This is a genomic window from Alteromonas sp. ABH2_165, assembly GCF_056159945.1.
This window is the reverse complement of sequence record NZ_JBSWWF010000003.1, coordinates 380614-407124: the sequence shown is the minus strand read 5'-3', so window position 1 is coordinate 407124 and position 26511 is coordinate 380614. Positions and strand designations below refer to the sequence as shown.

Below are 26511 nucleotides of genomic sequence, written 5' to 3'. Positions count from 1 at the left end.
AGTTACGACAGTTTATGATCAGTGTATTTGATATGTTCAGCGTGGGTATTGGCCCCTCAAGTTCCCATACCGTTGGCCCAATGCGTGCCGGTGCGGAATTCGCCGCTGAGCTCAGTGCTGACCAATCGATTTCTTCAATAACCTCGGTTACCGTAGAGTTGTATGGTTCTTTAGGTCAAACAGGTAAAGGCCACGGTACAGGAAAAGCCGTTATTCTCGGTTTACTGGGTGAAATGCCTGAATCTATTGATGTCGATACCATCGAAAGCCGCCTGGCTGACATAGAGAATACACAACATTTATTACTAAACGGTGAGCAGCGGGTTCGTTTTCCAAATAAAAACGCCATTGTTTTTCATCGCCGAAAAACACTGCCCAAGCACGCCAATGCACTGACATTTTTTGCCTACGATAGCGCCGACAGTCTGGTTAAATCCCAAACCTATTACAGCATAGGCGGCGGTTTTATTATCAAAGATGAAGATTTTGATGCCGCAAAAACGTTGGCAATGACCACACAAGCTACGGTGCCCTACCCGTTTAAAACGGCGGCGCAACTTTGCGAGCTGTGCAATACCAACGGGTTGCGGATCAGTTCTTTGATGCTGAAAAACGAAAGTGTGCTTCGCCCTGCTAAAGAAGTAAAAAGTAAACTGTTTGAAATCTGGCTTACCATGAAAGCCTGTATTGAACGTGGTATTGATAACGAAGGCATCCTTCCAGGTGGTCTAAAAGTCGTGAGACGGGCACCAGGTTTGTACCGCCGATTACAGTCAGAGCGCTCTGCTGATCCCATGCAAACCATGGATTGGGTTAACCTCTTTGCCCTCGCCGTTAACGAAGAAAATGCTGCCGGCGGTCGTGTGGTTACCGCACCCACAAACGGTGCCGCGGGAATTATTCCTGCCGTCATGGCCTATTTCGACAAGTTTATCCGCCCCATGGATGAAGAAACGGCCGCACGTTTTCTGCTAACGGCTGGAGCCATTGGTATTCTGTATAAAGAGAACGCGTCGATTTCTGGTGCAGAGGTAGGCTGTCAGGGTGAAGTGGGCGTAGCCTGTTCTATGGCAGCGGGCGCATTGGCCGAAATTATGGGGGCCACGGTATCTGCAGTAGAAAATGCTGCGGAAATCGGCATGGAACATAACTTAGGGCTTACCTGCGATCCGGTGGGTGGCCTGGTACAAGTGCCGTGTATTGAACGCAATGCCATGGGCGCGATAAAGGCCATCAACGCCAGCCGCTTGGCAATGCGCGGTTCAGGCGATCATAAGGTGTCACTGGATAAAGTGATTAAAACCATGCGCGACACCGGCAATGACATGAAAACCAAATACAAAGAAACCGCCAGAGGCGGTCTCGCAGTCAACATCATCGAATGTTGATGATGTAAGATGTGCGAATTTGCCGGTTAATTATTTAACCGGCAACGTGATCCCACGGAACATTTTTTCCACTTCATCATTGTTCTTCAGCATCATCGCTTTTTCCACCTTGTCTTTGGTCAGATGCGGTGCGAATCGCTCGATGAAGTCATACATGTAAGTACGCAAAAACGAGCCTTTGCGGAAACCAATTTTGGTGGTGCTGTAATCGAACAAGTGCGACGCGTCGATTTTCACCAGATCGCTATCAAGTTCTTCACTCACCGCCATAGAAGCAATCACGCCAATGCCCACCCCTAAACGCACATACGTCTTGATGACATCGGCGTCGGTAGCAGTAAACACGATTTTTGGTGTCAGGCCGGCGCGTTCAAAAGCTTGATCCAGTTCAGACCTACCCGTAAAGCCAAACACGTACGTCACCAACGGATACTTTGCAATATCTGAAATGTCGATAGAACCTTTCTTAGACAGCGGGTGATCTTTATTCACAATCACACTGCGGTTCCAGTGATAGCAAGGCAGCATCACCAAGTCGTTATACAAATGCAATGCTTCGGTGGCAATAGCAAAGTCGGCTTCGCCTTTGGCAGCCAAATCAGAAATTTGAGAAGGGGTACCCTGATGCATGTGCAACGACACTTTCGGGTATTTGTGCATAAAGCCTTTAATCACATCGGGCAACGCATAGCGTGCCTGCGTATGGGTAGTCGCAATATTCAGCTTGCCTTGGTCTGGCAAGGTATGCTCTCGAGCAACCGACTTAATGCTTTCAACTTTGGCGAGAATTTCCCGGGCAATATTGATTACATCGTTACCTGCATCGGTAACGTGAGTAAGGTGTTTGCCGCTACGACCAAAGATTTGTACGCCCAATTCATCTTCTAGCATACGAACTTGCTTGGAGATACCGGGTTGAGAGGTGTACAGACTTTCTGCTGTTGCGGATACATTCAGATTGTTGTTTTGAACTTCAACGATATATCTGAGCTGCTGTAATTTCATTGCGCGAGTCCTTCACCGACTTGAACAAAATAATCTATTTTGATCTACCGTTATAACTAAAACTGCAGACGAAAGCTATAGGCTATTCGGTTATAACGAGATTAAATGCGCCTGATTAAGATGATTTACACTAGAACAAACCTTTTTAATTCAGTTCTGTAGACAGTGACCGATAACCTAATTGTAAGCTATACTCACACTCAGTTCAGACCTATACATTCAATCGATGTGGGTTTGATTAGCAAATAAAATTATCAGGACATAACAGCATGTCGTCATCACAGCCATCTCAAACCATTGATTTTTCCTCAGTGCTTGCTGCCGCTGTGCACGACATGAAGAACTCGCTCTGCTTGCTAATACAGTCGATAGAGTCGCTGTCTGAGCTGGTTCCACCCGGTAATGGTGAAGTGGCAACACAGGTAGCCAGTGTGCACTACGAGGCAACGCGGCTAAATACGAACCTGGTGCAGATCCTGTCATTATACCGTGCAGAACTCGACAAACTGCCGGTCACGATTGATGAGTGCTTCATTAGCGATTTATTCGACGACGTGATGTCTTCCGTGCGCATTTACATGGAACAGAAGAACCTGCTGGTGACCATTAACGTGCAAGAAGATATAAGTTGGTATCTCGACAGAGAATTGATTTTTATGTTGATTAACGATGTACTTATCAACGCAATGCGTTATGGCACCTCTCAAATACAACTCACTGCATCTATAGTGGACAACAAGCTCATTATTACCGTTGAAGATGATGGTGAAGGCTATCCGCAGTCAATGTTAGAGAGAAGTACGCAGGATTTAGCCGGTTTCGATGTGAGTCAGGGGCGAACTGGCCTGGGACTTTATTTCGCCAGACTCATTGCCAATGCCCATTGTAAACAAACAACCCATGGTGAGATTTCTCTCAGTAACGGTGGTAACCTTGGCGGCAGTGTCTTTGAAGTCACACTGCCGTAACGATGAATCGGACAGGTCAGTACAGAATCGGCGAAATGAATGTAATCGTCGAACCTTTAGAAATGGATAATCAATCATGTTTACAATAATAATAATCCTCATCGTTGTGCTACTCATTGCGGCCTTTGTGATTAATGCTTTTCAACAGCATCGCGCGCGTCAAGAGCAAGAGAAACGCAACGAATTATCGAAATACCGTAATCTCATTGATGAAACAGAAAACGTTATCTCAGCATGCGCATCCATGCCGGTTTCGCCGCGCCTTATTCAAATTTTGAATGATCGTGTACTCACAGGCTTGAAAGGGATGGCTGAGCTGGGTGCGGCAAATTCAGATATAAAGAAAAGAATTTCAGAAGCCGAACAGCAAAAAAATAGCACAATGTCGTTAGATAATAATCCCACTAACGAGTTTGTTCTGCCCGATAACGATAAGTTAATCATTCAGTATATTCAGGCCGTTAAAAAACTTCGCATCTTGCTTCGCTCAGAGTTATCTAAAGGGCGTCTCAACAATAAGACCTTTGCTGAAGAAGATAAAATCCTCGAACGACTCCAGTTAAAAGTGAATGTCGAAACGTTGGTTAAACGGGGCAGAACAGCCATGCAGTCAGGCATGCTTGGTTCTGCCAGACAATACTTTGAAAAAGCCATCAAAGCATTAGAAGCACAATCGCAACCCGACGAATATATGGCGTCACGATTAGCATCGCTCAAAGAATGGCTCAGTAGCATTCAGGACGATCTTAAAAACGCGAATGCAGAAGATCGCGCCCGTCGTAAAGAAGAAGAGCGGGATGAACTGGATGAGCTATTTGCACCGAAGAAGAAGTGGTAATTTAAGCGCAATCCGTAACTAAAATGAAAAAAAGGATTTTTTTCATCCTTTGTGCGTTTGTCATCAACGCCTGCGTGGTGTTATGGCTTGTTCGCGAGCCAATGATGGAGTTGCTAGCACAGCATAATAACCCTGCGTTGCAGTCAATGAGCGAGGCTTTACCATCACTGCACCTCCCCGACATTTCTCTGCCTCAATTACCTGATATTTCCTCCCCGTTAGAAATACCTTCGTTAAAGGCAACGTCCAGTAGGAATAAAGCCGCTGGCGTTTCATTTGAAAACCACAGTGCCCGATACACACTTAAAGCAGGTAGAGTATGTGATGCTGCCGCTTTTGGTCAGACCTCACAAGACAAAACCCAAGCCAAAACAATGTACCGTTGGCGTGATGAAAGCGGCACTATACATCTTTCAGATACATTCCCCGAGGGAGGTAACATAGCAGTGACCACATTGCGTCGCTTTCCTGCAGCGCGTTTTCATTTGAAACTTCATGGCGATGTGCCAAACGCCGCTTCAACAGATACGCTGAGAAAACGTCTATTCACCATTCTCGACGAATATGCTGGCATCATGGACAGTAATACACTGCGGGACGTAACCCTCAATCTCACTTTTTTCTCTTCGCCAGAGGCATTTAACATTGAGAAAAATCTCTGGACGCACACTAACTCAAGAGGCGTATACGCCAGCGATGAAAATCGCGCCATTATATTGCAACAAGATAAAAACGCGTTTCCATCCACAGCTCTCCATGAGTCAGTGCATGCCATTAACGATCATTTTTTTGGCATTACGCCGCGCTGGTTAAACGAAGGTTTGGCAGGGTATTTCAGTAGTCAAACACCGCCCAAATCAAACGCAACACCATACAAACCAACGCAAGATATAGTTAACCGGCTGGTATTTGCGACTAATGAAGACTGGAATGAACATAATCGACAATGGCTGTATGCGAATAGTCAGGCATTTGTACGTTATCTTCTGCAATCTGAAAGCGGAAGATTAATGATAGCAAAACTCCTGATGTTAGAGATAGCAGCGCCCTGCTCTGCTATTGAACCCGAGCATATTGCTCGCCTTATTCAAGAGCATAAATTGAAATAAACAAGCTTAACCAGCAAGTTGACTTGCTATTGATATGCGCGTTCACATAGTCGCCAAAATTCTTCCGCCGCCACCGATAACCCCGTTCGTTGACTTCGAACCATGCCCACAGACTTCTTCAGCGGATTGTCTTTGATGGCCCGGCACTTCAATCCACGGTTTTCCATTTGCGACTGGCAAATAGCCGGTACCACAGAAATTCCCATACCTTGCGCAATGAACTGACCCACCGAGCCCAACTGTCCAGTTTCGGCGATAATGTTAAGCTGTCCGATATCCTGTGCAACGTGCTCTGTCCAGCGCCGTACCGCTGAGCCCCGATTCATGGCAATGAAGGGATAACGTAACAACTCATGCCACGATATCATGTGTTCAGACGCCAGCGTATGGCCCGGATACATCACGGCCACAAATTCATCGGTAAATAACGGGGTGAAAATCAAGCCATCGTGCACTTCCGGCTCGAATGTAAAACCAATTTCCGCATTTCCCTGAAGGACATTTTCAATCGTTGCCTCCATGACCACGTCCAACACTCGCAGTCGAATATTACTAAACTGCCGATGGTAATCATTCAGTAACGCCGGCAATTTACTCTCAGCGAAGGACGGCATGGCAGCGATGGTGAGCTTACCTTGCTGCATAGCGAACAGATTCTGCATGTCGTGGTAAGTTTCGTCCCATTCATTTACCAGTCGTCTTGCTGTGGGTAGCAAAGTATGCCCTTCTGGCGTTAGCGTGACACGACGGGTACTGCGGCTAAACAGCTTGCCTCCCAACTGTTCTTCCATTTTCTTGATAGCCGAAGACAGTGCGGGTTGTGTGAGGTGTAATTTTTCAGCGGCTTCGGCGAAGGTGGCAGATTCCGCAACCCGAATGAAGGCCAACATGTTTCGGTAAGAGATACTCATATTGATAAAATTAATTTATTAATATTGATATAAAATCAATTTTACAAAATTTTATCCTTCGCGGATACTCTATTTGTTTATTTACTCATCAACAGGAGATTCATATGTCAGGTTTCGATAAGGTCGTAACCAGTTATGATGCAGCACTGGAAGGTCTGTCAGACAACATGACCGTTGTAGCAGGCGGCTTTGGTTTATGTGGTATCCCAGAAGGCTTGATCGCTCAAATTAAAAAAGTAGGTGTTTCCGGGCTAACCATTGTGTCGAATAACTGTGGCGTTGACGGCTTCGGTCTTGGCATCCTGCTCGAAGATCGTCAGGTGAAAAAAATGATTTCGTCTTACGTTGGTGAGAATGCCCTGTTCGAAAAGCAATTACTGGATGGCGAGCTTGAAGTAGAACTGACGCCTCAAGGTACATTGGCTGAAAAACTCCGTGCTGGCGGTGCCGGTATTCCTGCTTTCTATACGGCTACCGGATACGGTACACCCGTTGGCGAAGGCAAAGAAGTAAAAGAATTTAATGGCCGCCCTTATATTCTCGAAGAGTCCATCGTGGGCGACTTCGCTATTGTTAAGGCCTGGAAGGCCGACCGTTACGGTAACTGCGTTTACCGTCATACGGCGCAAAACTTCAACCCCATGGCGGCCACAGCCGGTAAGCTCACCGTGGTTGAGGTGGAGGAAATTGTTGAGCCAGGTGAACTTGAACCTTCTCAAATTCACACGCCAGGTATTTTTGTAAACCGTGTCATTAAAGGCACGTTCGAAAAACGTATTGAACGTCGCGTCACTGCGAAGAAGGAGGCGTAATCATGGCATTAACCAGAGATCAAATCGCAATGCGCGTAGCGCAAGAATTTCAGGACGGCAGTTACGTAAACCTGGGCATTGGTATTCCTACCCTGGCAGCCAACTATGTACCTGAAGGTATTGAGGTAATGCTGCAGTCGGAAAATGGACTGTTAGGCATGGGCCGCTATCCAGATGAAGATGAAGTGGATGCCGACATGATCAACGCAGGTAAAGAAACCGTGACGGCTATCACCGGCGCTTCCATTTTTAGTTCGGCAGACAGTTTTGCCATGATCCGGGGTGGTCATGTGGATTTCACCGTGCTGGGCGCTTTTGAAGTAGATGTAAACGGCAATATCGCCAGTTGGATGATCCCAGGCAAACTTATTAAAGGCATGGGTGGCGCCATGGATTTAGTAGCCGGCGCCAAGAACATCATCGTTACCATGACGCACGCTGACAAACATGGCAACTCCAAACTGCTCGGAGAATGTACCTTACCCCTGACTGGGGTAAACTGTATTACCCGTATCATTACCGATTTAGCCGTACTGGAAGTGGCTGATGGCGCCTTTCATTTAACTGAAAGAGCACCGGGTGTCTCGGTTGACGAAATTCGTGAGAAAACGGCGGGTAAACTGATTGCCGCCGATGATGTACCGGAAATGCAATTCTGATAACAGGCTAAATCACCTGTACCTTACCCGAGGCGCTGCTTTAAGCGCCTCTTTCTTGCCGCCACTCTCTCTGACGCCTTTATCTACTGCTGCCTTTCATGGATAATACCGCCATTGCTATTTATGAGGTATTCACTTGAGCTTGTTAATTGCCGATCTCCCGGTTCATCACAAAATTGTCAAACGTCTTCAGGAAAAGGGCCTTGAAACCTTAACGGACGTACAGGAACAAACCATCCTGCCTGCACTGCAGGGCAAAGACATCATGGCATCGTCTAAAACCGGCTCCGGCAAAACCTTCGCTTTCCTGGTACCTCTGGTTCACCGATTGATGACCACCAAAGCGCTGAGTAAGAAAGATCCTCGTGCGCTTATTCTTGCCCCAACCCGAGAATTGGCTAAGCAGGTGTTCTCTGAGCTCCGCAGTCTGGCTAACGGTGTGGGTATTCAAAGCGCCCTTATCGTTGGCGGCGAAAATTATAACGATCAAACCAAAGTATTACGCCGTAATCCTCACGTCATCGTTGGCACGGCTGGTCGTATTGCCGATCATCTGGAAGACAAATCTTTCTTCATTAATGGTTTAGAACTGCTGATCTTCGATGAAGCCGATCGCATGATGGATTTAGGTTTTGCTGAACAGCTCAACCTGATCAACCGATTTGCCGACCACCGCAAGCGGCAAACCATGTTATTTTCAGCTACCCTGGATAACATTGCCCTTACCCACCTCACCCGTGAGCTATTAAAAGCGCCGGTACGTGTTGCTGTGGGTGAATCAACAGCTGTGCACCAAGACATAGAGCAAAGTCTGTATTTCGCCGATGACGTTGAACACAAAGATACCATGCTGCTTGCAGTCTTAAAGGCGCAAGCATACAACCAGGCCGTTGTGTTCACCGCGACACGAGAAGATACCGACCGAATCGCTGCAATTTTGAACGAACAACATCTTGAAGCCATCGCGTTGCGTGGCGATTTGCCGCAAAACCAGCGCGCAGCCATCATGAGCAACTTCAGTCGTGGTCAGCACAGTGTGTTGGTTACAACCGATTTGGCATCAAGAGGCTTGGATTTACGTAAAGTGGGCCTGGTCGTCAATTTTGATTTGCCCAAACAGTCCGACGAATATATTCACCGCATAGGTCGTACCGGCCGAGCTGGCGATAAAGGTGTCGCCATCTCATTTGTAGGACCTCGCGACTGGACAAGCTACCTCAACATTCAAAGCCATGTTAGCTACGACGTCACCTGTGCTGCTCACCCTGAATTGCCTGCAAAATTCACAGGCAAAAAAGTTCGTACGCCGAAAGCTGCCAATGCCGACAAACAGCAAAACGGCAAAGCACAGCAGAATGACGGAAATAAACCCGTTGTGAAAAGACGGGTTAACACCATGAAAGGCGACGAAGCCGGTCATATTCCGGTGAAAAGAAAGAAGCGTACCGATGTGGTAGACGACGAAGAAGAATAGCACACAAAAAACGGGCTCATCAGAGCCCGTTTTTAATGGTAAGTATTTTGCGCTAAGCAGAAATTAATATTCCCACCAGCCTTCCTGCCACCAGGCAAGAAATTCTTCGAAGTCGATGTAGCCGTCATCATTGTCATCAATAATTTTAAAGCCTTCTTCTACGTGGCTCATTTTCGTTTTTGGTGACAGTACGGTCAGCAATTCAATAAATTCAGGCAGGTCGATTTGACCGTTACCGTCTTTATCAAAAAAGCTGAAGTCACTTTTGATTTCGGCGATTTTTTCTTCTGAAAGTTGAGTGCTCACTTAATGTCCTGATTATTTACGACTTATAAATAAAGTGTACAACCCAACTTCGCTACTGTCTACTTAGACTGACTCTGTTTTGCTGCAAGTGCACGTTGACGCTGCGCATCGGCCTTTTCCTGGCGGCGTTTTTCCATTGCAACGCGGGCATCAGAACCAACGTGTTCCTCGCTACGCGCTTTTGCCAGCTGAACCTGCTTCTCACGTTCGCGGAAACGGGCAATCTGATCTTCGCTGTGGGTGCCGAAACAGTGCGGGCAGCTCACGCCAGCTTCATATTTATCAGACTGCTTATCGTCTTCTGTGATAGGCAAACGACAGGCATAGCAAGCGTCATACTGACTTTTCTCTAAATCATGATTTACCGCTACACGGTTATCAAATACAAAACAGTCGCCTTCCCACAACGATTCTTCTTTCGGTACATCTTCTAAATATTGCAAGATGCCACCTTCAAGATGATACACCTCGTCGAACCCCTGCTCTTTTAAGTATGCGGTCGACTTCTCGCAGCGAATACCGCCGGTACAGAACATGGCCACTTTCTTATGCTTGTCCTTGTTCATGTTGTCTTTCACATAGTCCGGAAACTCGCGAAACGTTTTGGTTTTCGGATCGACCGCGTGTTTAAAAGTGCCAATCTCAATTTCATAATCGTTACGGGTATCAATCACCAGCACGTCTGGGTCGCTAATGAGCGCATTCCAGTCTTTTGGCTTCACGTAAGAACCGACAGTATGACGCGGATCAATACCTTCCACGCCCATGGTCACGATTTCCTTCTTCAGTTTCACCTTGGTACGGTAAAAAGGCTGTTCTTCGTGTAAGGATTCTTTGTAGGAAATAGGATTGATTCGTGCATCACTGTTAAGGTAAGCCAGCAGGCCATCGATCCCTTCGCGGGTACCAGAAACCGTGCCGTTAATGCCTTCATGGGCAAGCAGTAATGTACCTTTGATACCAAGCGCTTCCATCTTTTCGACGAGAGGTTGGCGCATAGATTCAAAGTTTTCAAGCGCAACGAATTTGTACATCGCGCAAACGATATATTGAGACATAGGATTGTTCACCTTTGCTGATTGGAACGTAAGACCAGTGCAAATTGCGGCGCGAAATATACCAGAACAGTCCCTTTATGCCAAATGCGCAGCAGACCCCCTCTCGGTATCGTTGATGTAAATCAAGCCGAGAGTAAATCGTTGGATTTTTCTATTACGTCTAATAAACCCGTTTCATCCACGCTTTTTTGATTTGGCGTCAACACATTTAAACGTAACTGCGTTGCCAAACTGCAATTAACTTTTACCTCAGGTGGGATTGATCGCGCATTGTCGCGATAACTGAGCGGGTCCGGGTGCATCGATTGCCATAAAGAAAATGCGGCAACAGCGCCACTGTTTGCCAGCAACGACGTTACGCCTGAGGTTTGATAATCCGTTGTGCCAGCCTGCAACGAAGGTCGGCGGTAGTGATTTAAACGCGCAGGAAAATCGTCATCAGGGACCGTAGGTTCCTCGTCACCTATTATCCTTAGCGGTTCCGAGCCTGGTTGACAATGTATTGAAAGGTATAAGGAAAACAACGCGCCATTTTGTGTAGCGCGGCCGAGTTCACCAGACCATTCACGATCCGGTAATGTAATTTCCGCCAGTGGATGACGGTGTAATGTCGGGCTTTGTTCGCTCATATTGAGGTTATCGGCATAAAAACAGATAAATAAAGTCTTTTGCGTACAAATTTGCATACTTGAACTTTCGTCTAAGTGGTACGATCATTATGTCGACGAACAGAAAAGGCGACTATCGATGAATTATGCGGACAAACGCGTGTTGATTATTGAAGACCAACGCCCTTTTCTGCTGGTCCTTCGCGGCCTTATGCAATCAATGGGCGCCACTGAAGTGGTCACCAAATCATCAGCGGAACAAGCGCTGTCATTATGTAAGAAACGCAAGTTCGATATCGTTATTTGCGATCTTCATCTCGGATCTGACAAGAAGAACGGTTTCGAATTCATAGAAGAATTAAAAATGCGTCGCTTAGCTAAGCCAGACTGTATCGTGATGTTGATCAGTGCCGACAGCACACGACCCTACGTACTAGGCTCTTTGGAGCGCACACCAGACGACTATCTAATAAAGCCTTTTTCTCAAAACCAGTTAAGCACCCGTCTTGAACGCTGCTGGCATAAACGCCAAGTCCTTTTGCCCATTTATCGAGCCCTCGATAACGACGATCTCCCAGAAGCACAAAAAGAGGCAGAAAAGCTGCTGAAAACAAATAGAACCTATCGCGGCTCAATAGCACGGCTTCTCGTAGAGATTTATTGGCGTGAGAAACGATTTGAAAAAGCGCTAAGCGTACTCAGCGATTTTGATGAAGACAGGCCAGTGCCCTGGCTACAAACGGCATTAGCGCGAAATTGGCTTAAACTGGGCAAAATTGATAAAGCACGAGAAACGGCATGTACTGTAGTTCGGCACAGTAAATTTAATGCCGAGGCGTACGATGTCATTGCTGAATGCCAGCTACACAATAATGAACCTGAAGCTGCGGCAGAAACTATCAAGCAAGCTATCAAAATCAGTCCATATTCAACCGACCGTCATCATATTGCCAGCGAAATTGCCCGTAAAAATGCAGATTACGTAATGATTAGCGAGTGTGCCCTGGCCATTTGGAAGTTATCCCGCAAAGTCACAAGAAACAATGCCAACGTGTGGTGTAATTACATTGGCAGTATTCTTGAAGTGGCTGAGCATGCTGACGATAAACGCACGCGCAATAAATATCAGCATGAGGCGAGTCTTGCCGTGCAACGGGGTAAAAGTGATGATTATCTGTCCCGATATAATGATGATTTCGACTTCACCATATATGAGGCACTCTTCAATGCCAGACTTCACAGCCTCGACGGCAAGTTGATTGAAGCAAAACGGGTGTTGTCTGGCGGACAGCAAGCCATTGAGCAAAAGTACGATCACTATCCTCAAAGCTACATTCCTGACAGCATAAAAGTGCTCTACGCCGTGGGTGAATATGACGAAGCGGAAGCATTGGCCGCACTGGCAAGTGATGACCAGATAAACCGGTTTACCGACAGTACACTCAAGTCGGAACAAACTAAAGCCCTGGAAAAAAGACAATTATACGCTCGACATAACAAGGAAGGCATCGATCATTACCAAGCCGGTGATTACACTGCCGCTCGCCGCTCTTTCACGAGTGCATTGCAATTTGCGCCAGTGAATACCGGCGTCGCATTGAATTTGCTGCAGTGTGTGGTGAAGTTAATGCATGCACAAACAAAACAAGAACCTGGCTTACAAAATGAATCCCGCCGTTTGTTAACCATGCTAGAGGGCCAATCCCTGAAGCAGCAGTACGCACAAAAACTGTCTGATTTAAAAGAAGAGCTATCCGGCCTTACCAGCAAGGCGGCTTGATAAAACAGCCTTTTGCTTCTTCCGCCCTAAAGCAGCCAACATTGAACCACACGCGCATGGCTTCGGTAAACGCCCCGTAGGCGACCAATGTATTAAGACAACAAAATACCAGGGCGCTGGAAGCACTGAGAAATCGTAGCCCCATTACGTTGGTCACGTAGTTTGTTACCAGCATGATGGTGGCGCCAATTGCCACCCAGCACGCTTTTTTTGACAACATGTTTAACGTTGGAATATTGTTATTCAGTTGCAGTAAGGCAAGTACTACCACGCCCGCCGTAATAAAGCGGAAAAAAGTAATCGTGGGGCTGTCCATCACGGTTAAACACAGCGTAAGCGCTACGGGTAACACACCCCAAAGAAAGGCCGTTAACAGTGAGAGTAAAAAACCATAAACAGGCCGGTACGCGGTATCCAACAATTAATCATCCAATAAATCCTCAAGGTCACTAATCATATCGTCGATTTGTGATACAAGCTTGCGTTTTTGCTTAGCAGTCAGGGTTTGAGAGATTTCGGCCGCCAATTTGGCATGCTGTGTTCGATTGTTATTCCAGACATCAAGAAACTCGGGGCTGCGATACTGTTCGGGATTCATCATTAATGCTGTTAAATCATCCACGAAAGCAGGGTTATTTTCACGATTAGCAAACAGTGCCCGTGCACGCTGCTGCAAATCGCGGCGATAATTTAGCCATAACCGGCTTGAACGCTTAAACGTTGGCGCGAATCTGTCTATGATGGCTTTTTGTTCGTCAGTAAGGGCGCCGATGCGAGACTCCATATCCTCGCGGAGATCTTCTACACGTTGGATCGCCTGTTCCTCTGGTGATTTCTCGTCGATTTCTTTAATCGACGATTCAGATTCTTTATTGTCTTTTTCTAGTGCCGCAAACAGGCGAATAACCTGCTCATCAGATAATTTTTGCGCCATGTTTGCCAGCTCGGGAGTAATTTCTGCCCGTAATCGCTGCCAGTGTGCGGTGGCTTTTTCATAGTGGGAAAGCAAACGTGATTCGGTAAGCAGGTCACCAGTAAGATCGTCACGAACTGCATTAAGGTGCGCAATATAACGTGGCATTTCCTCGCTACGATGCCAGTCTATCCACTGTTCCAATCGCTTATCAAAGATGGCTTCCTGTTGATCATTCAATTCAACGTAGTCATCCATGTACCAGTAAATCAGCCAATCCAGATTGTTATAAGCGAGTTTGCTACTGCAACCGCCTATGAGCAACATCATCAATACCAACCAGCATTTTTTCATTGGATATCCGCGTACAGTAAATGATTTGAAAGTAGAACTAAGACGATTACACTCACAGTACAAGGTTTTATGCTGCGGTTAAACCGTCATTAATGCTTAGTAACATTTGAATTTTAGATAAGAGCTAAACCTTTCGTGATGGTTCATCAGGTAGAAAAATTTTAAGCTGACCGACATCAATAGTCATCACCAATGATGCTGTCATAATGGCATGACTTAACTGTAAGGAATTTCCATGAGTAAGAAAGTGGCTATTCTCACCTCTGGAGGTGACGCGCCGGGAATGAACGCCTGTATCCGTGCCATCGTTTTAGTCTGTGAGCGTTCTGGTTATGATGTGTTGGGTTATCTTCATGGATACAATGGCTTATTAAAACAGCAATACCGCGAACTCGATGCCCGCCAAATGCACAACCTTACGCAACGCGGTGGCACAATATTACACAGCGCCCGTTGCCTCGAATTTAAAACCGAAGAATCGGCCCGATTAGCCGCTACTAATTTAGATGAACTCGGTGTAACAACCTTATTTGTGATTGGCGGCGACGGCTCATTTCGAGGTGCACAGCATTTAGGCAATGTCTGGAACGGGCAAATTATTGGTCTGCCGGGCACCATCGATAACGATATTGTAGGCACAGATGCCACCATTGGGTATTTCACCGCCATCGAAACAGCGGTGCAATCCGTGGATAAAGTCAGAGATACCGCAGATGCTTTCGAAAGGGTTTTCCTCGTCGAAGTCATGGGGCGTCATGCGGGCTTTCTGGGGTTAAACGGTGCCCTCGCGTCAGCGTCAGACTATGTCATTCTGCCTGAGCTTTTTGAGAATGAAGAAAAAACACTGAAAGATATTCTTACCCAGCTCAATGAACGTCGAGATCAACGTGGCAATGTGAGCTACATCATCATTTTAGCTGAAAACCTCTGGCCTGGCGGCATTGCCGATCTTGTCAGCAAACTTGAGCAACGAACAGAAACAGAAGTGCGACCGGTGATCTTAGGTCATGTTCAACGAGGCGGTTCGCCGGTCTCACAAGACCGTTTGTTAGCCATGAAACTGGGCGCACACGCCGCTACACTCATTGGCAAACCGATAACCGGCATCATGGTTGGCGAGCAAAATGGACAAGCAGTGGAAGTGCCCTTACCGCTTACGTGGGAACACAGCAAACCGCTAGATGACCTGTCGGTGAACACCATGACATTATTGATGAATAACCGTTACGCGTAACGGCAAGACAGGACGTTTTCTTTAGAAGAAATAAACAAAAACGGAGCTAAATAGCTCCGCTTTCCAAGCAGTTACATTTTCATTGCCGCTTTTACTTTATCGCGATGACTACGGCTGACTTTCAGCTCGGTATCATTTTGCAGGATAAGGTGGTATTCACCACTTATGTGACTCACCAGCTTTTTAACAAAGCGAATATTGGCGATGGCTGAACGGTGAACACGAACAAACCATTGTGGATTCAGTTCCTGCTCGAGTTCTTTCATGGTTTTACGCATAATGTGCATACCATCAAGAGCATGAACACACATGTAATCACCGGCAGCATCAATCCACTGAATATCTTGTACCGCAACACGGGTCACTTCCGAGCCATCTTTAATTGCCAGTACATCAGGGTATGGATTGGTTTCAATTTCTTCACCGCTTGCCAGTTTACGCAATATTTCTTCGCAATCATCACCGGTGAGTTCCGCAACCAGATTCACCAATTTACGGGATTGCTCATCTTGATGCTGCGTAGAGTAATACTCACGTACTTTTTTCAATGCATCGGATAAACGCGCATCGTCTGCAGGCTTTAGCAAGTAGTCTACCGCGTGGATATCGAAGGCTTTGATTGCATAGCTGTCGTAAGCCGTCACAAACACAATCATCGGGATTGGCTGATTCAACTCCCGCAGCTTATGAATCACTTGAAAGCCATTAAGTCCCGGCATCTGAATATCCAGAAATACCAGGTCAGGACGATTTTTTGAAATAACACTAACCGCATCAAGACCGTTCTGACACTCTGCAACCACTTCAACATCAGCGTGTCGTTCTAAACGCGTGCGTAATCCTTTCCTTGCCAGTGGCTCGTCGTCTACCACGACGGTTTTAATTTTACGATCACTCATATTCTACATCTTATACTTCGTAAGGGATCCGCAGTCTCACACGTATGCCTGACGGCTGATTATGCTCAACCGAAAAAGCAAAATTACGCTGATAAAGAGACTGTAAACGTTCCTTAATGTTGACTAACCCTACCCCGTTCTCACGATGTAGTTGACCATCTTTGATTTCTGCACCAGGGCCGTTATCGGCCACGTCGAGTAATAAATCATTACCAAAGGTACGTGCAGAAATGGAAATTCGACCACCATTTTCCATTCTGGAAATGGCGTGTTTAATTGCGTTTTCAATTAACGGCTGGAGGATCATGCTGGGAACCAGCGCGGAATCACATTCGTCATCAATATCCCACACAACGTCCAATCTATCATCAAACCGGACTTTTTCAATTTCTAAATACAATCTAAGTACCTTGATTTCTTCACCCAGCGATACCCGTTTAATAGGATCGTTGTCTAAAGAGTAGCGAAGAAAATCGCTTAATCGAGATACCATGGCTTCTGCAATGTCATTTTCTTTAAGTAAGATCAGTGTTGAAATTGCGTTTAAGGTGTTGAAAAGAAAATGCGGGTTAAGCTGATAACGCAACATTTTGATGTGCGCCTGATGTGCCATAGTACTGGCCTTCAGCGCATTCTGCTTTTCTTTTTGCAGCATTTGGAAGTTTTTGATACCAAAATAGGTGCCGGTCCAGCACCCCACCATAATGAGTGAATTAATGGTGTTGGTGAAATAAAGGTACCAGGTATCAGGACGATAGCCGTGTTTATAAATTTCCCAGTAATTGACGTTTTTTACCACTGCCCACACAAGCGCGACCACATAACAGGATAACACCACAACAATCAGCATTTTCATTGGTGACTGGGTGCGCGCCCAGCGGAAAATATAACGAAGAGGAACGGTAAGAAGCCAGCCAGCATAGGCATTCAGTAAAATGATGAACACCCAAATAGGACGCACATCATGAAGGAACGAGCCAATATAATAAATTAGTGCAAACCCTGCCCAGCCTACACTGTGCAAAGTCCAGAACAAGCGCTCGTTGCTTTCGAAAAGTTGTTGCCAGCGACTCACTTTATTACCGATAAATCAAATAGTAATTTTATTATACGCAGTTTGCTGGTGAACGTGACTGACTTGGTCGTGCCTCGGGGGCTTCTGGTCGCAGTGATGAATAGCATTTAAACGAAGTCATTGCCCCAGCTAACCGTTTCAATTACCAGTTAATATTCATTCTTTTAAACCAATGAGTCCACCACCATGCAGGCCCAACAAGCAGAAATCGCACGTCATCAAGAAACGAGGGTTTCTTTCCTTCTATTTTGTGACCGACAAATTGCAGAATCCACATAACTACAAATAACAGCAAACTAAATTGCCATACCGAAATACCCAGTGAATCAATTAGGTTGATAATGCCAAAACTGACAATGGTAAGAAATGTCATGGCCGCACCTATCGGCCCTGATAACATAAAATAATAGTAGAGTGCAGGCAAAACCAGAATATGTGCCCAGGTTAAATCGGTTTCAGCGAGAAAAGACGGTAAGGGAATGCTCCATAACAATCCCAAGGTGACAAGATAAATAGACGGCACCGCAATCGCGTGAATAAGCACATTGGTGTGATTGCGATGGCTTTCTTCGTACTTCGTGAGTAGTGTTTCAATGTGACGCATTAACGCTCCTTACCTGGCATAAGAAGCAGACCCCACCTTAATGTGCTTCACAATGCGAGTATGTATCTGTCTATCAATATTTCCACTGCGGCTAATTCACCGGTGAATTGAATGCCGTAGTAAAAGTAGCCTTTTACTTCAGCGACGTTTCTCACTTTGCTCTCTATCCTAATCGTATCACCATCTAATTTACAGCCTAATGTTATAATTTTGTTAACATCAAATTTTAGATCCGGATTATCCGATTTAATAGCCAGCTTGCATCCGGTTTTAGACACATCAATGATGAGCCCTCTAACGCGCTCTTTTTCTTCACTATCAGTGTAGACGCTAACAGGAATACCGGGCTGAGCGCGTTGATCACTACGCAACCCTAGCTTCTGAATTTTATCGGGAAATGTCGTAATGAGCATAGAAACCGGTTTACTAAAGGCCTTCATCAACGACACTTTAAACGCAATCACCTCACCGTAGCCGCCTTCAATGATAAAGCGAACCACCACTTCACTGCCTGCAGCCAAATGCCCACGTACATTTGCCCATTTGTGGGTATTGGGAATTTGGAAGAAAAAGGCTTTCCCAATATCCATGCCGATATAGTGAGTTTTCAGACGCTGAACCGATACGGGTGTATCAACCTGCACGTCTACTACCGTACCCGGCTGCAGATTGCGTAAAGCCGCGATGTCTTCTTTGTTCAGACCAAGCGCATCCTGTTTACTCATTAATCCGTTAACTCCTTTGTGATCGCCATGATTTTATAACAGGTTTCCTTGCTGACAAAGTGTGTTGTCTAAGGCATCATTAATTACCGCTTTATTTACCGGGTGTTTCAATGACATCACTTCGTTACGACATTTCTGTTCTTTCACGTTCACAGCATACGTTCTCCGTCACAATGACAATTCCAGCGACAGACCACAATGAATTGGTGCTGACACTCCCAGCCTGGATCCCAGGAAGCTATATGGTGCGTGATTTTGCCCGAAATATCATCACGCTCAATGCAACCAACGCGTCAGGCGACTCACTCGCTGTGGAAAAAACAGATAAACAAACCTGGACGCTGGTCACCAACAAACAAGCAGCCAGGGTTATTTATACGGTTTATGCTTTCGACCTATCGGTACGCGCAGCCTATCTCAATGACGAATACGGATTTGTGAATGGTACCAGTGTGTTTCTGGAAGTGCCGGCGTTATCCAACGCGGCATGTGAAGTAACGGTATCATTGCCTGAAGCCCTCGATCACTGGCACGTTGAAACCAGTATGCCGCTTACCGATCAAAATGGCGCGCATTATCTGTGTGAAAATTATGCCGAACTTATCGATCACCCCCTCTTTATGGGTGAATGTGTACTCGACAGCGTTAACGTAGACGGCGTGGAATTTGTATTCCTGTTCAGTGGCAATACGCCCATTAATACCAAACGCATTTGCGAAGACATGGTATCAGTATGTCAGCATCACCTTTCTTTGTTCGGAAAACCTTACCCTGTCGATCGCTATATCTTTATGACGCTGCTCAGTGACGCGGGCTTCGGCGGCTTAGAGCACCGTAGCTCAACCGCCCTGCTCTATCCGCGTTTTGATTTACCACTGGAACGTGAAGGTGGCGCTAAAACAGATCAATACGTCACCTTCCTCAGCCTGTGCTGCCATGAATTGTTTCATACCTGGCATGTAAAACGACTGCGCCCTGCCGTTTTCCTCACACCGGATCTCAGCCAGGAAGTGTACACACCTCAGTTATGGATTTATGAGGGCTTTACCAGTTTTTACGATGACGTCACGCTGGCGAGAACAGGGTTAATATCACCGGAAAAATATTTAGAGATCGTGGGTCAGAACCTAACCCGCCTGCAAGTAACAAAAGGCCGCTTTAAGCAATCTGTGGCGGAATCCAGTTTTGATGCCTGGACGAAGTTCTATAAACAAGACGCCAGTGCACCCAACAATATTGTCAGCTATTACACTAAGGGCGGCATTATCGCATTTGGGCTGGACTTATTGTTGCGTAAAGCGTCGGGTGGCAAGTTTTCCCTGGATAATCTGATGCAAGCGCTGTGGCGAGATTACGGGGCCGACGAAAAGGGCACCCCAGACGATGTTATAGAAAAAGTGTGTCAGTCTGAATTCAATATTGATGTGTCTGACTATCTGCAAAAAGTGGTATACGGCTACGAAGACGTACCTTTGAATGATTGGCTGGCAGATATCGGCTTGCGTCTGCACACGCGGCCTAAAAACTCAGCCGCCGATCGCGGTGGTGTGCCACCCTCACCGGCGTATCAAAAACATCCGCTGGGCGCCGCCATTAAATCTGCCGATTTGGGCGTAATAGTACAAGTAGTATTTGAAGGCGGTGCCGCTGACCTCGCCGGTCTACAGGTGAATGATAAGATCATCGCCCTTGAAGGCTACGTGGTCGGAGATGTACTGCTGCAACGTCTGCTTAATCAAACAGATAAAACAGAGCTCGGAATCAGTGTTATCCGTGATGGTCGGTTGCTTACTCTGAAATTGCCGGTTATCGAAGAACGCCAAGAAGCTTGTTACTTCACCATCGAGGATAAAGAAAAACTGGCGGAATGGCTCACGAGTTAAGGTGCCTTTAGCAGAATGAATGTGCCTTAAACACAAAACGACGGCTGCAGCCGTCGTTTTTGTTTACCACTTCAATGGCTATGATTAATCTCGCGCGGGTACCAGCAAAGCCGGATCAAGGCGCATCTTACCAAGATTAAGGCGCCAGTCTAAATGGGGCCCGGTGGCACGACCTGTGGCACCAATTTTACCAATAGCATCGCCCTGCTTTAAAACATCGCCCACTTTCACATCAGACGCATCGAGGTGTAAAAACGTGGAATACACACCCATGCCGTGATCAAGAATGACGGTGTTGCCGCTGTAATACAAATCATCCGATAACGTAATAACGCCTGCAGCCGGTGCAACCACCGGTGTGCCCGTCGGCGCGCCCACATCAACGCCATAATGTGGTGTTTTTGGTACGCCATTTAACACACGCTGACTGCCGTAAACACCAGTGATAGGGCCTTCTGCTGGCCAGATGAACCCGGTGAACAATGCATCAAGCTCAGACACACCTGCTCTTGCTTTACCCACATTGGCACTATCGCGATTGATTCTGTCGAGGGTTTCTTGTGGCGGCGTGACCATGGAAGGTTTAAGACCGTCTATGCGCTGAATATTGTAATCACGCTTTTTAAGCGTGATGTCACGATTCCCGGATGACCCGTCAGGCAATGTCCAGCTAAGGCGATGATTCAGTTTGGCATCACGGGCAAAGCCGAATACAAACTTGCCCTGGTCATTTTGCTTCAGTGTTTCCCCATCGAGCATAATTTTGCTTCCAACGGGTAATTGACCACGAAATAAACTGCCCTGGGTAAACTTTCCGTTCAATACCAGCCCAGAGTCGTTGGCCACGGCATGCACCACAGAAGACATACTTAGCAAAAATGTACAGGCCACAACTGCCTGGGCGATGCTTTTCATCAGTCGCACACCAGTGCGCCTTTGCCCACGCCTTCATAAGCAAGAATTTTGACCGCAGCCCCTTGCTGGCGCTGCTTTTCTTGATCATAAATAAACTGTGCCAAACACTCTACGGTAGAATCAGTGGTGACCACTTCACAGTCAGCATCGGGCAGCAAAATTTCGAAATAGCCTTGTGATGATTCATAGGCAAAACAGCTGTAAGACTGATCACTTGGCACATCGCCGCTGGCCTGACGATTTTCGAAGGTCAGGCGGTCTTCTTCTGATGCAATATAAATGTCTTCCCAGCGAGAAGCCCAGTATTCCTGGCTTTCCAGGCTATTTTGGCCATCGACAAACACATCAATTTTAGAGCGGTGACCATGGGCAATACGCTGACAATTGCCGTCATGCTTTTTTAGCCCGTGGGTGTAATGATAAAACGGCGTTGTAATCGCTTCTGTGCGCAGGATGAGTTCCAAATTGTCCACATTCTCAGGCAAATGTGTGGCAAGGACTTCCCGCAAATATAAGCCAACGGACTCCATGGTGACGCTTTCACCATAAATGAACGCATAGGCTTCCGCCGGGCAGTACAGTTGCAATACCCGGCCATCCTCACAGGTAAAACGCACATCAACTTGTTCGTCGTCGTTACGAATAATTGCAACATCATTGTAATCGGCAGGTACCAGCAATTTATGGTCGACGTAGTCATCAATCAGGCGCTTAAGATTCTTTTTAACCTTACCGAAATCCTGAATCATACTCTCATCGTTCAGATCGCCAGATAACACCACGTCGACAATCCAGCTTTCACCTACCATGCCGCGCTTAGGGCACAGGTAAGAGAAATCCATAACGGTGAGGTCGTTAACAAATAATTGCATGTAAAACCTTACTACCGGAAATAATCAGCCGGCATTATACGATAAATAATCAAAAGAAACTGTTTCTCATCTTGAAGCCTGGCGAATCATCGCAGCAAGCGAACAGAAACAAAGAATGCGCGATTTTACCACCCACACTGCCAGCCAAGCCAGTGCCGGCGGTAAAATTAGTTAATTTTTTGACTGTCTGGTCAACTGATCTTTCAAATTAGGAGGAATGCCCTTAATGGTAAGGGTATCCGATACGGGATCGTATATGACCCGTTCACCTAGAAGCTTTCGCTCAAAGCTTAACGACACACCGCCGCCTTGGCCGGTGTATTTTGCTAATTGGCGTAATGCAGCAGGATCGGGCTGAATAGACGCTTCTAATGGTGCTTCAAGCGTTTGCGTGAAGGCCTCGAAACTGTGCTCACTGTCGCTTTCGGGTGATAAGCGCCCAGACAGCTCTGTGATAGACAAGCTTTCTCCCGCATCAATTTTTTCTTTGAAGTAAGATTTTACTTCTTCGCGATGCAGCTCTTGTTCATTACGATCCAGGTTTTCGCTGGCCAAATAGGCATCAACGGACGAGATAAGCTGTTTATTCTGTTGCTTAATATCCACCAGCTCTTCACAGCCAATGAAATCCATAAAGAAATCTGACACCTTACGACCCATCAAGCCTTTAATAAAGCTCACGTAGCGCTTTTGCTCCGGTTGAATTTCAAGCTGTGTAAGATCAATACGTACCGCAAGCTGCATTTTGGCTAAATCAAGGTGCTCGCGGGCATTTAATTCCAACGCCTGGTTAATCTCCACGTGGGAACGGGTGTTTAACAACGTGATCATAAGGTATTGGGTTGCCAGGAATTCGTACTGACAAAAAATCAGAAAACCGGTTTGAACACTGCCGGTATCGGTGAGCGCTTTGATAAGCTTGTCGCCGGAGGTAACGGTAAATTGATGAAAGATGTCTTCTAAATTATCCACGCGTTCTTTTTGCGCATGCATGAAGTCAGCAAGGGAGGCTTTAAACGGCACGCTATCCTCTGCGGTTTCCGCTGAATCGGTAAAGTGGCCAACCCCTTTACCCGGCTTGCTGTTAAAACTGTGGTTTATCTGATGGGCCAATGATTCAATTTCCGGCGTTACTGCAAGGCATTTGTCACGGGGAATAATTGAGAGCTTGCCTTCATCGGTAACGACCAAACGATGAACGACAAAATGGTGAATCAGTGCACTCATAGGCTAAAAGAAGTCCTGTTTGTTAAGAATTTACAGCGTATTTGCGGGATTTACGAATGAATGATTGTTATCACCCGAGCAACGATTATAATCATTTGAAATTAAATTCCATTCTTTTTTGAAAAAGAAAACAGTAAAAGAGGCGTCGCAATGCCCCAACAAAGCCGTTACTCCGATTCGGATTTTGAAGCGCTAATGAATAAAGTTATCCTCACCCTTGAGGAAAATCAGGCAGACAGAGATCTTCAGCTCATGGTGCTGGGAAATGTTATCACCCATATTTTGAATACGCAGGTATCGCCAGCGAGTCGAAAAGCAATGGCAGAACAATTTGCTTCCGTACTGGTAAAAAGTGTCAAGGAATAGGTTGCAACCATGATTTTAGCGGAATCTCCGCGCCGTCAACGCGTTACCCGTCTGGTCAATTGGGGCCACTGGTTCGCTCTGGCAAACATCGCCATCGCAATGATAATTGCTTCGGTGTTTATCTTTTCATCGCCGGCACCGGGTACGTTGCTCGGCGCACTGTATTTAGTGTGTAACTGGTTCGGTCATATTGGCTTTATGACCTTCTCCGGTTTTGTCATATTTGTATTGCCGCTGTGTTACCTGGCCACCAATCCCAGGATCATCAAACTCGCCGCTTCCGCCATCGCCGCTGTAGGCCTCGCCCTCATGGCCTTCGATGCACTGCTGTTTAATCGCACGGGCTTTCATTTAAGTTTCAGTTCCGCCGACTTATTACGCAGCGAAGCCAATACACAAGTCACTGAATTCGGCCTGCAACAATGGATGTACCTCCTGCTGTTGTTTGTAGTGTGGTTGGGCTTTCAACTCATTCTTGCCAATGCTATCTGGAAGCGGGTCGAACGTTTGCAACAGCATAAAATTGGCACCAAAGTCATGGTGTTTTTCCTAGGCTGCTTTGTGGCGAGTCATGCTATTCACGTGTGGGCCGATGCCGAGTTATACCAACCTATTGTAAAGCAGGACAACATGTTCCCGTTGTCATACCCTGCCACCGCCAAAACCACCATGTCGCGTTACGGCTTACTCGACCTTGATCGTTACCGTGAACGACAACAATTACAGTTCGATCCGGAAATCCATCAGGTGGCTTATCCCACCGAGCCGGTGTACTGCAATATTGAATCAACGCGCACATTTGCACTGGTTGTGCAAACTGACGATGCTCCACTGCCCGACTTACCGCAGTTTGATCTCCGTGAAATGGATAACTATTTCACCACCGCATCGTCACTCGATGGCCTGATTCACACCACCTTGTTCGGTGTTCCTGAAATCTATCAGGGCACCTTGAAAGACAAGCGCCCCGTGCTACTCGCATTGCCTGTAGGTTTGGGCATGCCAGTGTCTATTCATGTTGATGAGACATTGCCAACAGAAGCGCTCAATGGTTACCGCCAGCCGGTGAGTAATAATCACGACGGACTGCATATAGCCTTTCTACCTGCAGCAAAAATTGCAGAAATGCTGAATAACGAGGTGTTTGCGAACAGCGATGTGATTATCGCAACGGGTTTCGATACCGACGGTGGCACCACCCGCGGGAAACTGTACACCACCTTGAATGTAAAAGGTAAGTTGGCGAGCACCGAAGATTTAGCGCCTACCATCATGAATGCACTTGGTTGTCATGCGCCGGTTCAGTTCTACTCAACGGGCCAGAACTTGCTTGCGCCGCAACGTAATTGGCTGGTGAGTACCTCTGGAGAGAAAGTCATTGTGGTCCATAACGACCAAATGATTGAGGTGTTAAGCAATGGTAGTTTTGAAATCTCTGATGTCGATACCCGTGCACGCAGTAACGACCCTTTAAATGTGGATTTATTAAGCAGGGCAATTAAACATCTGATCCACTTTTCGAAATAGCCGGCGATACCATCAATCATTAACCATTAAAAACGCAGGATGAACATCCTGCGTTTTTTGTTTTAGCCTTATTGTTTTTTATCGCGCTCAGCGCTACACCGCTTCAGATTTTGCCCACAAACTGACGACAAAATCGGCTTCTATCTGTTTCAAATCGCGGACCAAACTCTCTCGTTTCTCTTCGCTTAATCGCCAGGTGAACGGCGTCATCATAAGCAGAGCGCTAATTTGTTCAGCCGAGCTAAAATTAACATCAAACGACAAAGGTTCTCGTGACTGCAACATAAAGCCAGCTCTGCGATCAACCGGTTGCTCATGCTTGCGTGGTGTTTGGTAAGCCACCGATTTAAGTGCATTCAGATGCTCGGGCCCCGGTGCAACATGCAAGAGTAGTCCACCCGGCTTTAAAACCCGGTGGAGCTCTTTATCATCACCAGGTGCAAATACCTGAAGCACCACGTCCACCGCGTTATCTTTTACCGGTAAATCAAAACTACTGGCAACCACGAATTGCGCCTGCTTGTATTGCCGCGCGGCAATGTCGACGGCACTTTTTGCAATATCACTGCCAGCCGCAGAAACTGCCATCCCATGATTTTGTAATGCGCACTGCACTTCGTTCAAATAGCTGCCTTCACCACAACCGGCATCGTACAGGCTCAATTCGCCTGTTTTTGTTTTCAGCGCTGATATCAGTAGCCTTGCCATTTTGTCCATCAACGGTTGATAGCCGCCCGTTTGATGAAACGTCTGTCGAGCTGAAAGCATCTCTTTGCTGTCGCCAGGTTGTTTACTGCCCTTTTTATGCACCGGAAGTAAATTGACATAACCCCGCTTGGATACGTCAAAACGGTGGTTATTTTCGCAGTACCAAACGGTATCGGTAGCAAGGGAAGACTGGCATAACGGGCATCGCCACATGGTTTGGTTCTCTTAGCGGTAAAATCCGGGGCAATGTAGCAAAAATAACGGCAAGAAGTAAGCGCAGCCTGGTAAACGCG

Annotated in this window: 27 protein-coding genes; 12 read left to right on the top strand and 15 right to left on the bottom strand. The window is 46.5% G+C overall.

Going from position 1 to position 26511, the window contains the following annotated elements; all coding sequences use genetic code 11:
* Positions 1 to 14: 14 nt before the first annotated feature.
* Positions 15 to 1388, top strand: coding sequence for an L-serine ammonia-lyase (locus ACXAFQ_RS09055; protein ID WP_474820330.1), 1374 nt, complete (start codon positions 15 to 17; stop codon positions 1386 to 1388).
* A gap of 30 nt (positions 1389 to 1418) precedes the next feature.
* Here ACXAFQ_RS09055 and cysB read toward each other — a convergent pair whose 3' ends face one another.
* On the bottom strand, positions 1419 to 2393 hold the full coding sequence (gene cysB, locus ACXAFQ_RS09050) for an HTH-type transcriptional regulator CysB (RefSeq protein ID WP_070124026.1): 975 nt from the start codon (positions 2391 to 2393) through the stop codon (positions 1419 to 1421).
* A 269-nt stretch (positions 2394 to 2662) separates the two neighbouring features.
* Here cysB and ACXAFQ_RS09045 point away from each other — a divergent pair, with 269 nt between their 5' ends.
* The 3 genes from ACXAFQ_RS09045 (at position 2663) to ACXAFQ_RS09035 (ending at position 5308) form a co-directional block, all read left to right on the top strand.
* Positions 2663 to 3361 carry a sensor histidine kinase gene (locus ACXAFQ_RS09045; RefSeq protein ID WP_474820325.1) on the top strand — a complete coding sequence of 233 codons (699 nt, stop codon included), beginning with the start codon at positions 2663 to 2665 and terminating at the stop codon, positions 3359 to 3361.
* 76 nt (positions 3362 to 3437) lie between these two features.
* The gene (locus tag ACXAFQ_RS09040) at positions 3438 to 4199 is read left to right on the top strand and encodes a hypothetical protein (protein WP_474820321.1); all 762 of its coding nucleotides are present in this window, start codon (positions 3438 to 3440) and stop codon (positions 4197 to 4199) included.
* A gap of 23 nt (positions 4200 to 4222) precedes the next feature.
* A complete protein-coding gene (locus ACXAFQ_RS09035) occupies positions 4223 to 5308 on the top strand; it encodes a DUF4124 domain-containing protein (RefSeq protein WP_474820316.1) in 1086 nt (361 codons plus the stop codon).
* Between the two features lie 26 nt (positions 5309 to 5334).
* On the opposite strand, the gene ACXAFQ_RS09030 is transcribed toward ACXAFQ_RS09035, so the two are convergent.
* Positions 5335 to 6219, bottom strand: coding sequence for a LysR family transcriptional regulator (locus ACXAFQ_RS09030; protein ID WP_474820313.1), 885 nt, complete (start codon positions 6217 to 6219; stop codon positions 5335 to 5337).
* A 104-nt stretch (positions 6220 to 6323) separates the two neighbouring features.
* Between ACXAFQ_RS09030 and ACXAFQ_RS09025 the strand changes: the two genes are divergently transcribed.
* The 3 genes from ACXAFQ_RS09025 to ACXAFQ_RS09015 all read left to right on the top strand — a co-directional run bounded on the left by ACXAFQ_RS09025 (position 6324) and on the right by ACXAFQ_RS09015 (position 9164).
* Positions 6324 to 7031, top strand: coding sequence for a CoA transferase subunit A (locus tag ACXAFQ_RS09025; RefSeq protein ID WP_474820311.1), 708 nt, complete (start codon positions 6324 to 6326; stop codon positions 7029 to 7031).
* A gap of 2 nt (positions 7032 to 7033) precedes the next feature.
* Complete coding sequence (locus ACXAFQ_RS09020) at positions 7034 to 7690, top strand: CoA transferase subunit B (RefSeq protein WP_070124031.1); 657 nt, start codon at positions 7034 to 7036, stop codon at positions 7688 to 7690.
* Positions 7691 to 7832: 142 nt separating this feature from the next.
* The gene (locus tag ACXAFQ_RS09015; protein ID WP_474820393.1) at positions 7833 to 9164 is read left to right on the top strand and encodes a DEAD/DEAH box helicase; all 1332 of its coding nucleotides are present in this window, start codon (positions 7833 to 7835) and stop codon (positions 9162 to 9164) included.
* Between the two features lie 63 nt (positions 9165 to 9227).
* Here the strand turns inward: ACXAFQ_RS09015 and ACXAFQ_RS09010 are convergent, their stop codons facing one another.
* The 3 genes from ACXAFQ_RS09010 to ACXAFQ_RS09000 all read right to left on the bottom strand — a co-directional run bounded on the left by ACXAFQ_RS09010 (position 9228) and on the right by ACXAFQ_RS09000 (position 11157).
* Positions 9228 to 9470, bottom strand: coding sequence for an EF-hand domain-containing protein (locus ACXAFQ_RS09010; protein WP_070124032.1), 243 nt, complete (start codon positions 9468 to 9470; stop codon positions 9228 to 9230).
* 59 nt (positions 9471 to 9529) lie between these two features.
* A complete protein-coding gene (trhO, locus tag ACXAFQ_RS09005; RefSeq protein ID WP_474820305.1) occupies positions 9530 to 10528 on the bottom strand; it encodes an oxygen-dependent tRNA uridine(34) hydroxylase TrhO in 999 nt (332 codons plus the stop codon).
* Positions 10529 to 10650: 122 nt separating this feature from the next.
* The gene (locus ACXAFQ_RS09000; RefSeq protein ID WP_474820301.1) at positions 10651 to 11157 is read right to left on the bottom strand and encodes a VC2046/SO_2500 family protein; all 507 of its coding nucleotides are present in this window, start codon (positions 11155 to 11157) and stop codon (positions 10651 to 10653) included.
* Between the two features lie 118 nt (positions 11158 to 11275).
* On the opposite strand from ACXAFQ_RS09000, the gene ACXAFQ_RS08995 reads away from it, so the two are divergent.
* Positions 11276 to 12916: a response regulator gene (locus ACXAFQ_RS08995; protein WP_474820299.1), complete on the top strand. Its 1641-nt coding sequence runs from the start codon at positions 11276 to 11278 to the stop codon at positions 12914 to 12916.
* On the opposite strand, the gene ACXAFQ_RS08990 is transcribed toward ACXAFQ_RS08995, so the two are convergent.
* Together ACXAFQ_RS08990 and ACXAFQ_RS08985 are read right to left on the bottom strand one after the other, a co-directional pair.
* On the bottom strand, positions 12897 to 13337 hold the full coding sequence (locus ACXAFQ_RS08990) for an EamA family transporter (RefSeq protein WP_474820297.1): 441 nt from the start codon (positions 13335 to 13337) through the stop codon (positions 12897 to 12899). The two genes, ACXAFQ_RS08995 and ACXAFQ_RS08990, sit on opposite strands and share 20 nt — an antisense overlap.
* Complete coding sequence (locus ACXAFQ_RS08985; RefSeq protein ID WP_474820295.1) at positions 13338 to 14183, bottom strand: DUF6279 family lipoprotein; 846 nt, start codon at positions 14181 to 14183, stop codon at positions 13338 to 13340.
* A gap of 235 nt (positions 14184 to 14418) precedes the next feature.
* Between ACXAFQ_RS08985 and ACXAFQ_RS08980 the strand changes: the two genes are divergently transcribed.
* Entirely contained in the window at positions 14419 to 15417 is a 999-nt protein-coding gene (locus ACXAFQ_RS08980; protein ID WP_474820292.1) for a 6-phosphofructokinase, read from the top strand.
* Positions 15418 to 15488: 71 nt separating this feature from the next.
* On the opposite strand, the gene ACXAFQ_RS08975 is transcribed toward ACXAFQ_RS08980, so the two are convergent.
* The 4 genes from ACXAFQ_RS08975 to ACXAFQ_RS08960 all read right to left on the bottom strand — a co-directional run bounded on the left by ACXAFQ_RS08975 (position 15489) and on the right by ACXAFQ_RS08960 (position 18720).
* The gene (locus tag ACXAFQ_RS08975) at positions 15489 to 16316 is read right to left on the bottom strand and encodes a LytR/AlgR family response regulator transcription factor (protein WP_474820288.1); all 828 of its coding nucleotides are present in this window, start codon (positions 16314 to 16316) and stop codon (positions 15489 to 15491) included.
* Positions 16317 to 16326: 10 nt separating this feature from the next.
* Positions 16327 to 17391, bottom strand: coding sequence for a sensor histidine kinase (locus ACXAFQ_RS08970; RefSeq protein ID WP_474820284.1), 1065 nt, complete (start codon positions 17389 to 17391; stop codon positions 16327 to 16329).
* A gap of 142 nt (positions 17392 to 17533) precedes the next feature.
* On the bottom strand, positions 17534 to 17995 hold the full coding sequence (locus tag ACXAFQ_RS08965) for an Mpo1 family 2-hydroxy fatty acid dioxygenase (RefSeq protein ID WP_474820282.1): 462 nt from the start codon (positions 17993 to 17995) through the stop codon (positions 17534 to 17536).
* Positions 17996 to 18042: 47 nt separating this feature from the next.
* The gene (locus ACXAFQ_RS08960; protein ID WP_474820278.1) at positions 18043 to 18720 is read right to left on the bottom strand and encodes a flagellar brake protein; all 678 of its coding nucleotides are present in this window, start codon (positions 18718 to 18720) and stop codon (positions 18043 to 18045) included.
* A 110-nt stretch (positions 18721 to 18830) separates the two neighbouring features.
* Between ACXAFQ_RS08960 and ACXAFQ_RS08955 the strand changes: the two genes are divergently transcribed.
* Complete coding sequence (locus ACXAFQ_RS08955; RefSeq protein ID WP_474820274.1) at positions 18831 to 20603, top strand: M61 family metallopeptidase; 1773 nt, start codon at positions 18831 to 18833, stop codon at positions 20601 to 20603.
* A gap of 84 nt (positions 20604 to 20687) precedes the next feature.
* On the opposite strand, the gene ACXAFQ_RS08950 is transcribed toward ACXAFQ_RS08955, so the two are convergent.
* The 3 genes from ACXAFQ_RS08950 to yejK form a co-directional block, all read right to left on the bottom strand.
* On the bottom strand, positions 20688 to 21518 hold the full coding sequence (locus ACXAFQ_RS08950; protein WP_474820272.1) for a M23 family metallopeptidase: 831 nt from the start codon (positions 21516 to 21518) through the stop codon (positions 20688 to 20690).
* A complete protein-coding gene (locus tag ACXAFQ_RS08945; RefSeq protein ID WP_474820269.1) occupies positions 21518 to 22390 on the bottom strand; it encodes a 6-carboxytetrahydropterin synthase in 873 nt (290 codons plus the stop codon). Before ACXAFQ_RS08945 ends, ACXAFQ_RS08950 begins: the two co-directional genes overlap by 1 nt.
* Positions 22391 to 22561: 171 nt before the next feature.
* On the bottom strand, positions 22562 to 23617 hold the full coding sequence (yejK, locus tag ACXAFQ_RS08940) for a nucleoid-associated protein YejK (protein WP_474820265.1): 1056 nt from the start codon (positions 23615 to 23617) through the stop codon (positions 22562 to 22564).
* A 150-nt stretch (positions 23618 to 23767) separates the two neighbouring features.
* On the opposite strand from yejK, the gene ACXAFQ_RS08935 reads away from it, so the two are divergent.
* Both ACXAFQ_RS08935 and ACXAFQ_RS08930 read left to right on the top strand, forming a co-directional pair.
* Complete coding sequence (locus ACXAFQ_RS08935; RefSeq protein WP_474820261.1) at positions 23768 to 23983, top strand: YejL family protein; 216 nt, start codon at positions 23768 to 23770, stop codon at positions 23981 to 23983.
* 9 nt (positions 23984 to 23992) lie between these two features.
* On the top strand, positions 23993 to 25510 hold the full coding sequence (locus ACXAFQ_RS08930; RefSeq protein ID WP_474820257.1) for a DUF3413 domain-containing protein: 1518 nt from the start codon (positions 23993 to 23995) through the stop codon (positions 25508 to 25510).
* Positions 25511 to 25603: 93 nt separating this feature from the next.
* On the opposite strand, the gene ACXAFQ_RS08925 is transcribed toward ACXAFQ_RS08930, so the two are convergent.
* A complete protein-coding gene (locus tag ACXAFQ_RS08925) occupies positions 25604 to 26431 on the bottom strand; it encodes a putative RNA methyltransferase (protein WP_474820255.1) in 828 nt (275 codons plus the stop codon).
* Positions 26432 to 26511: the final 80 nt, after the last annotated feature.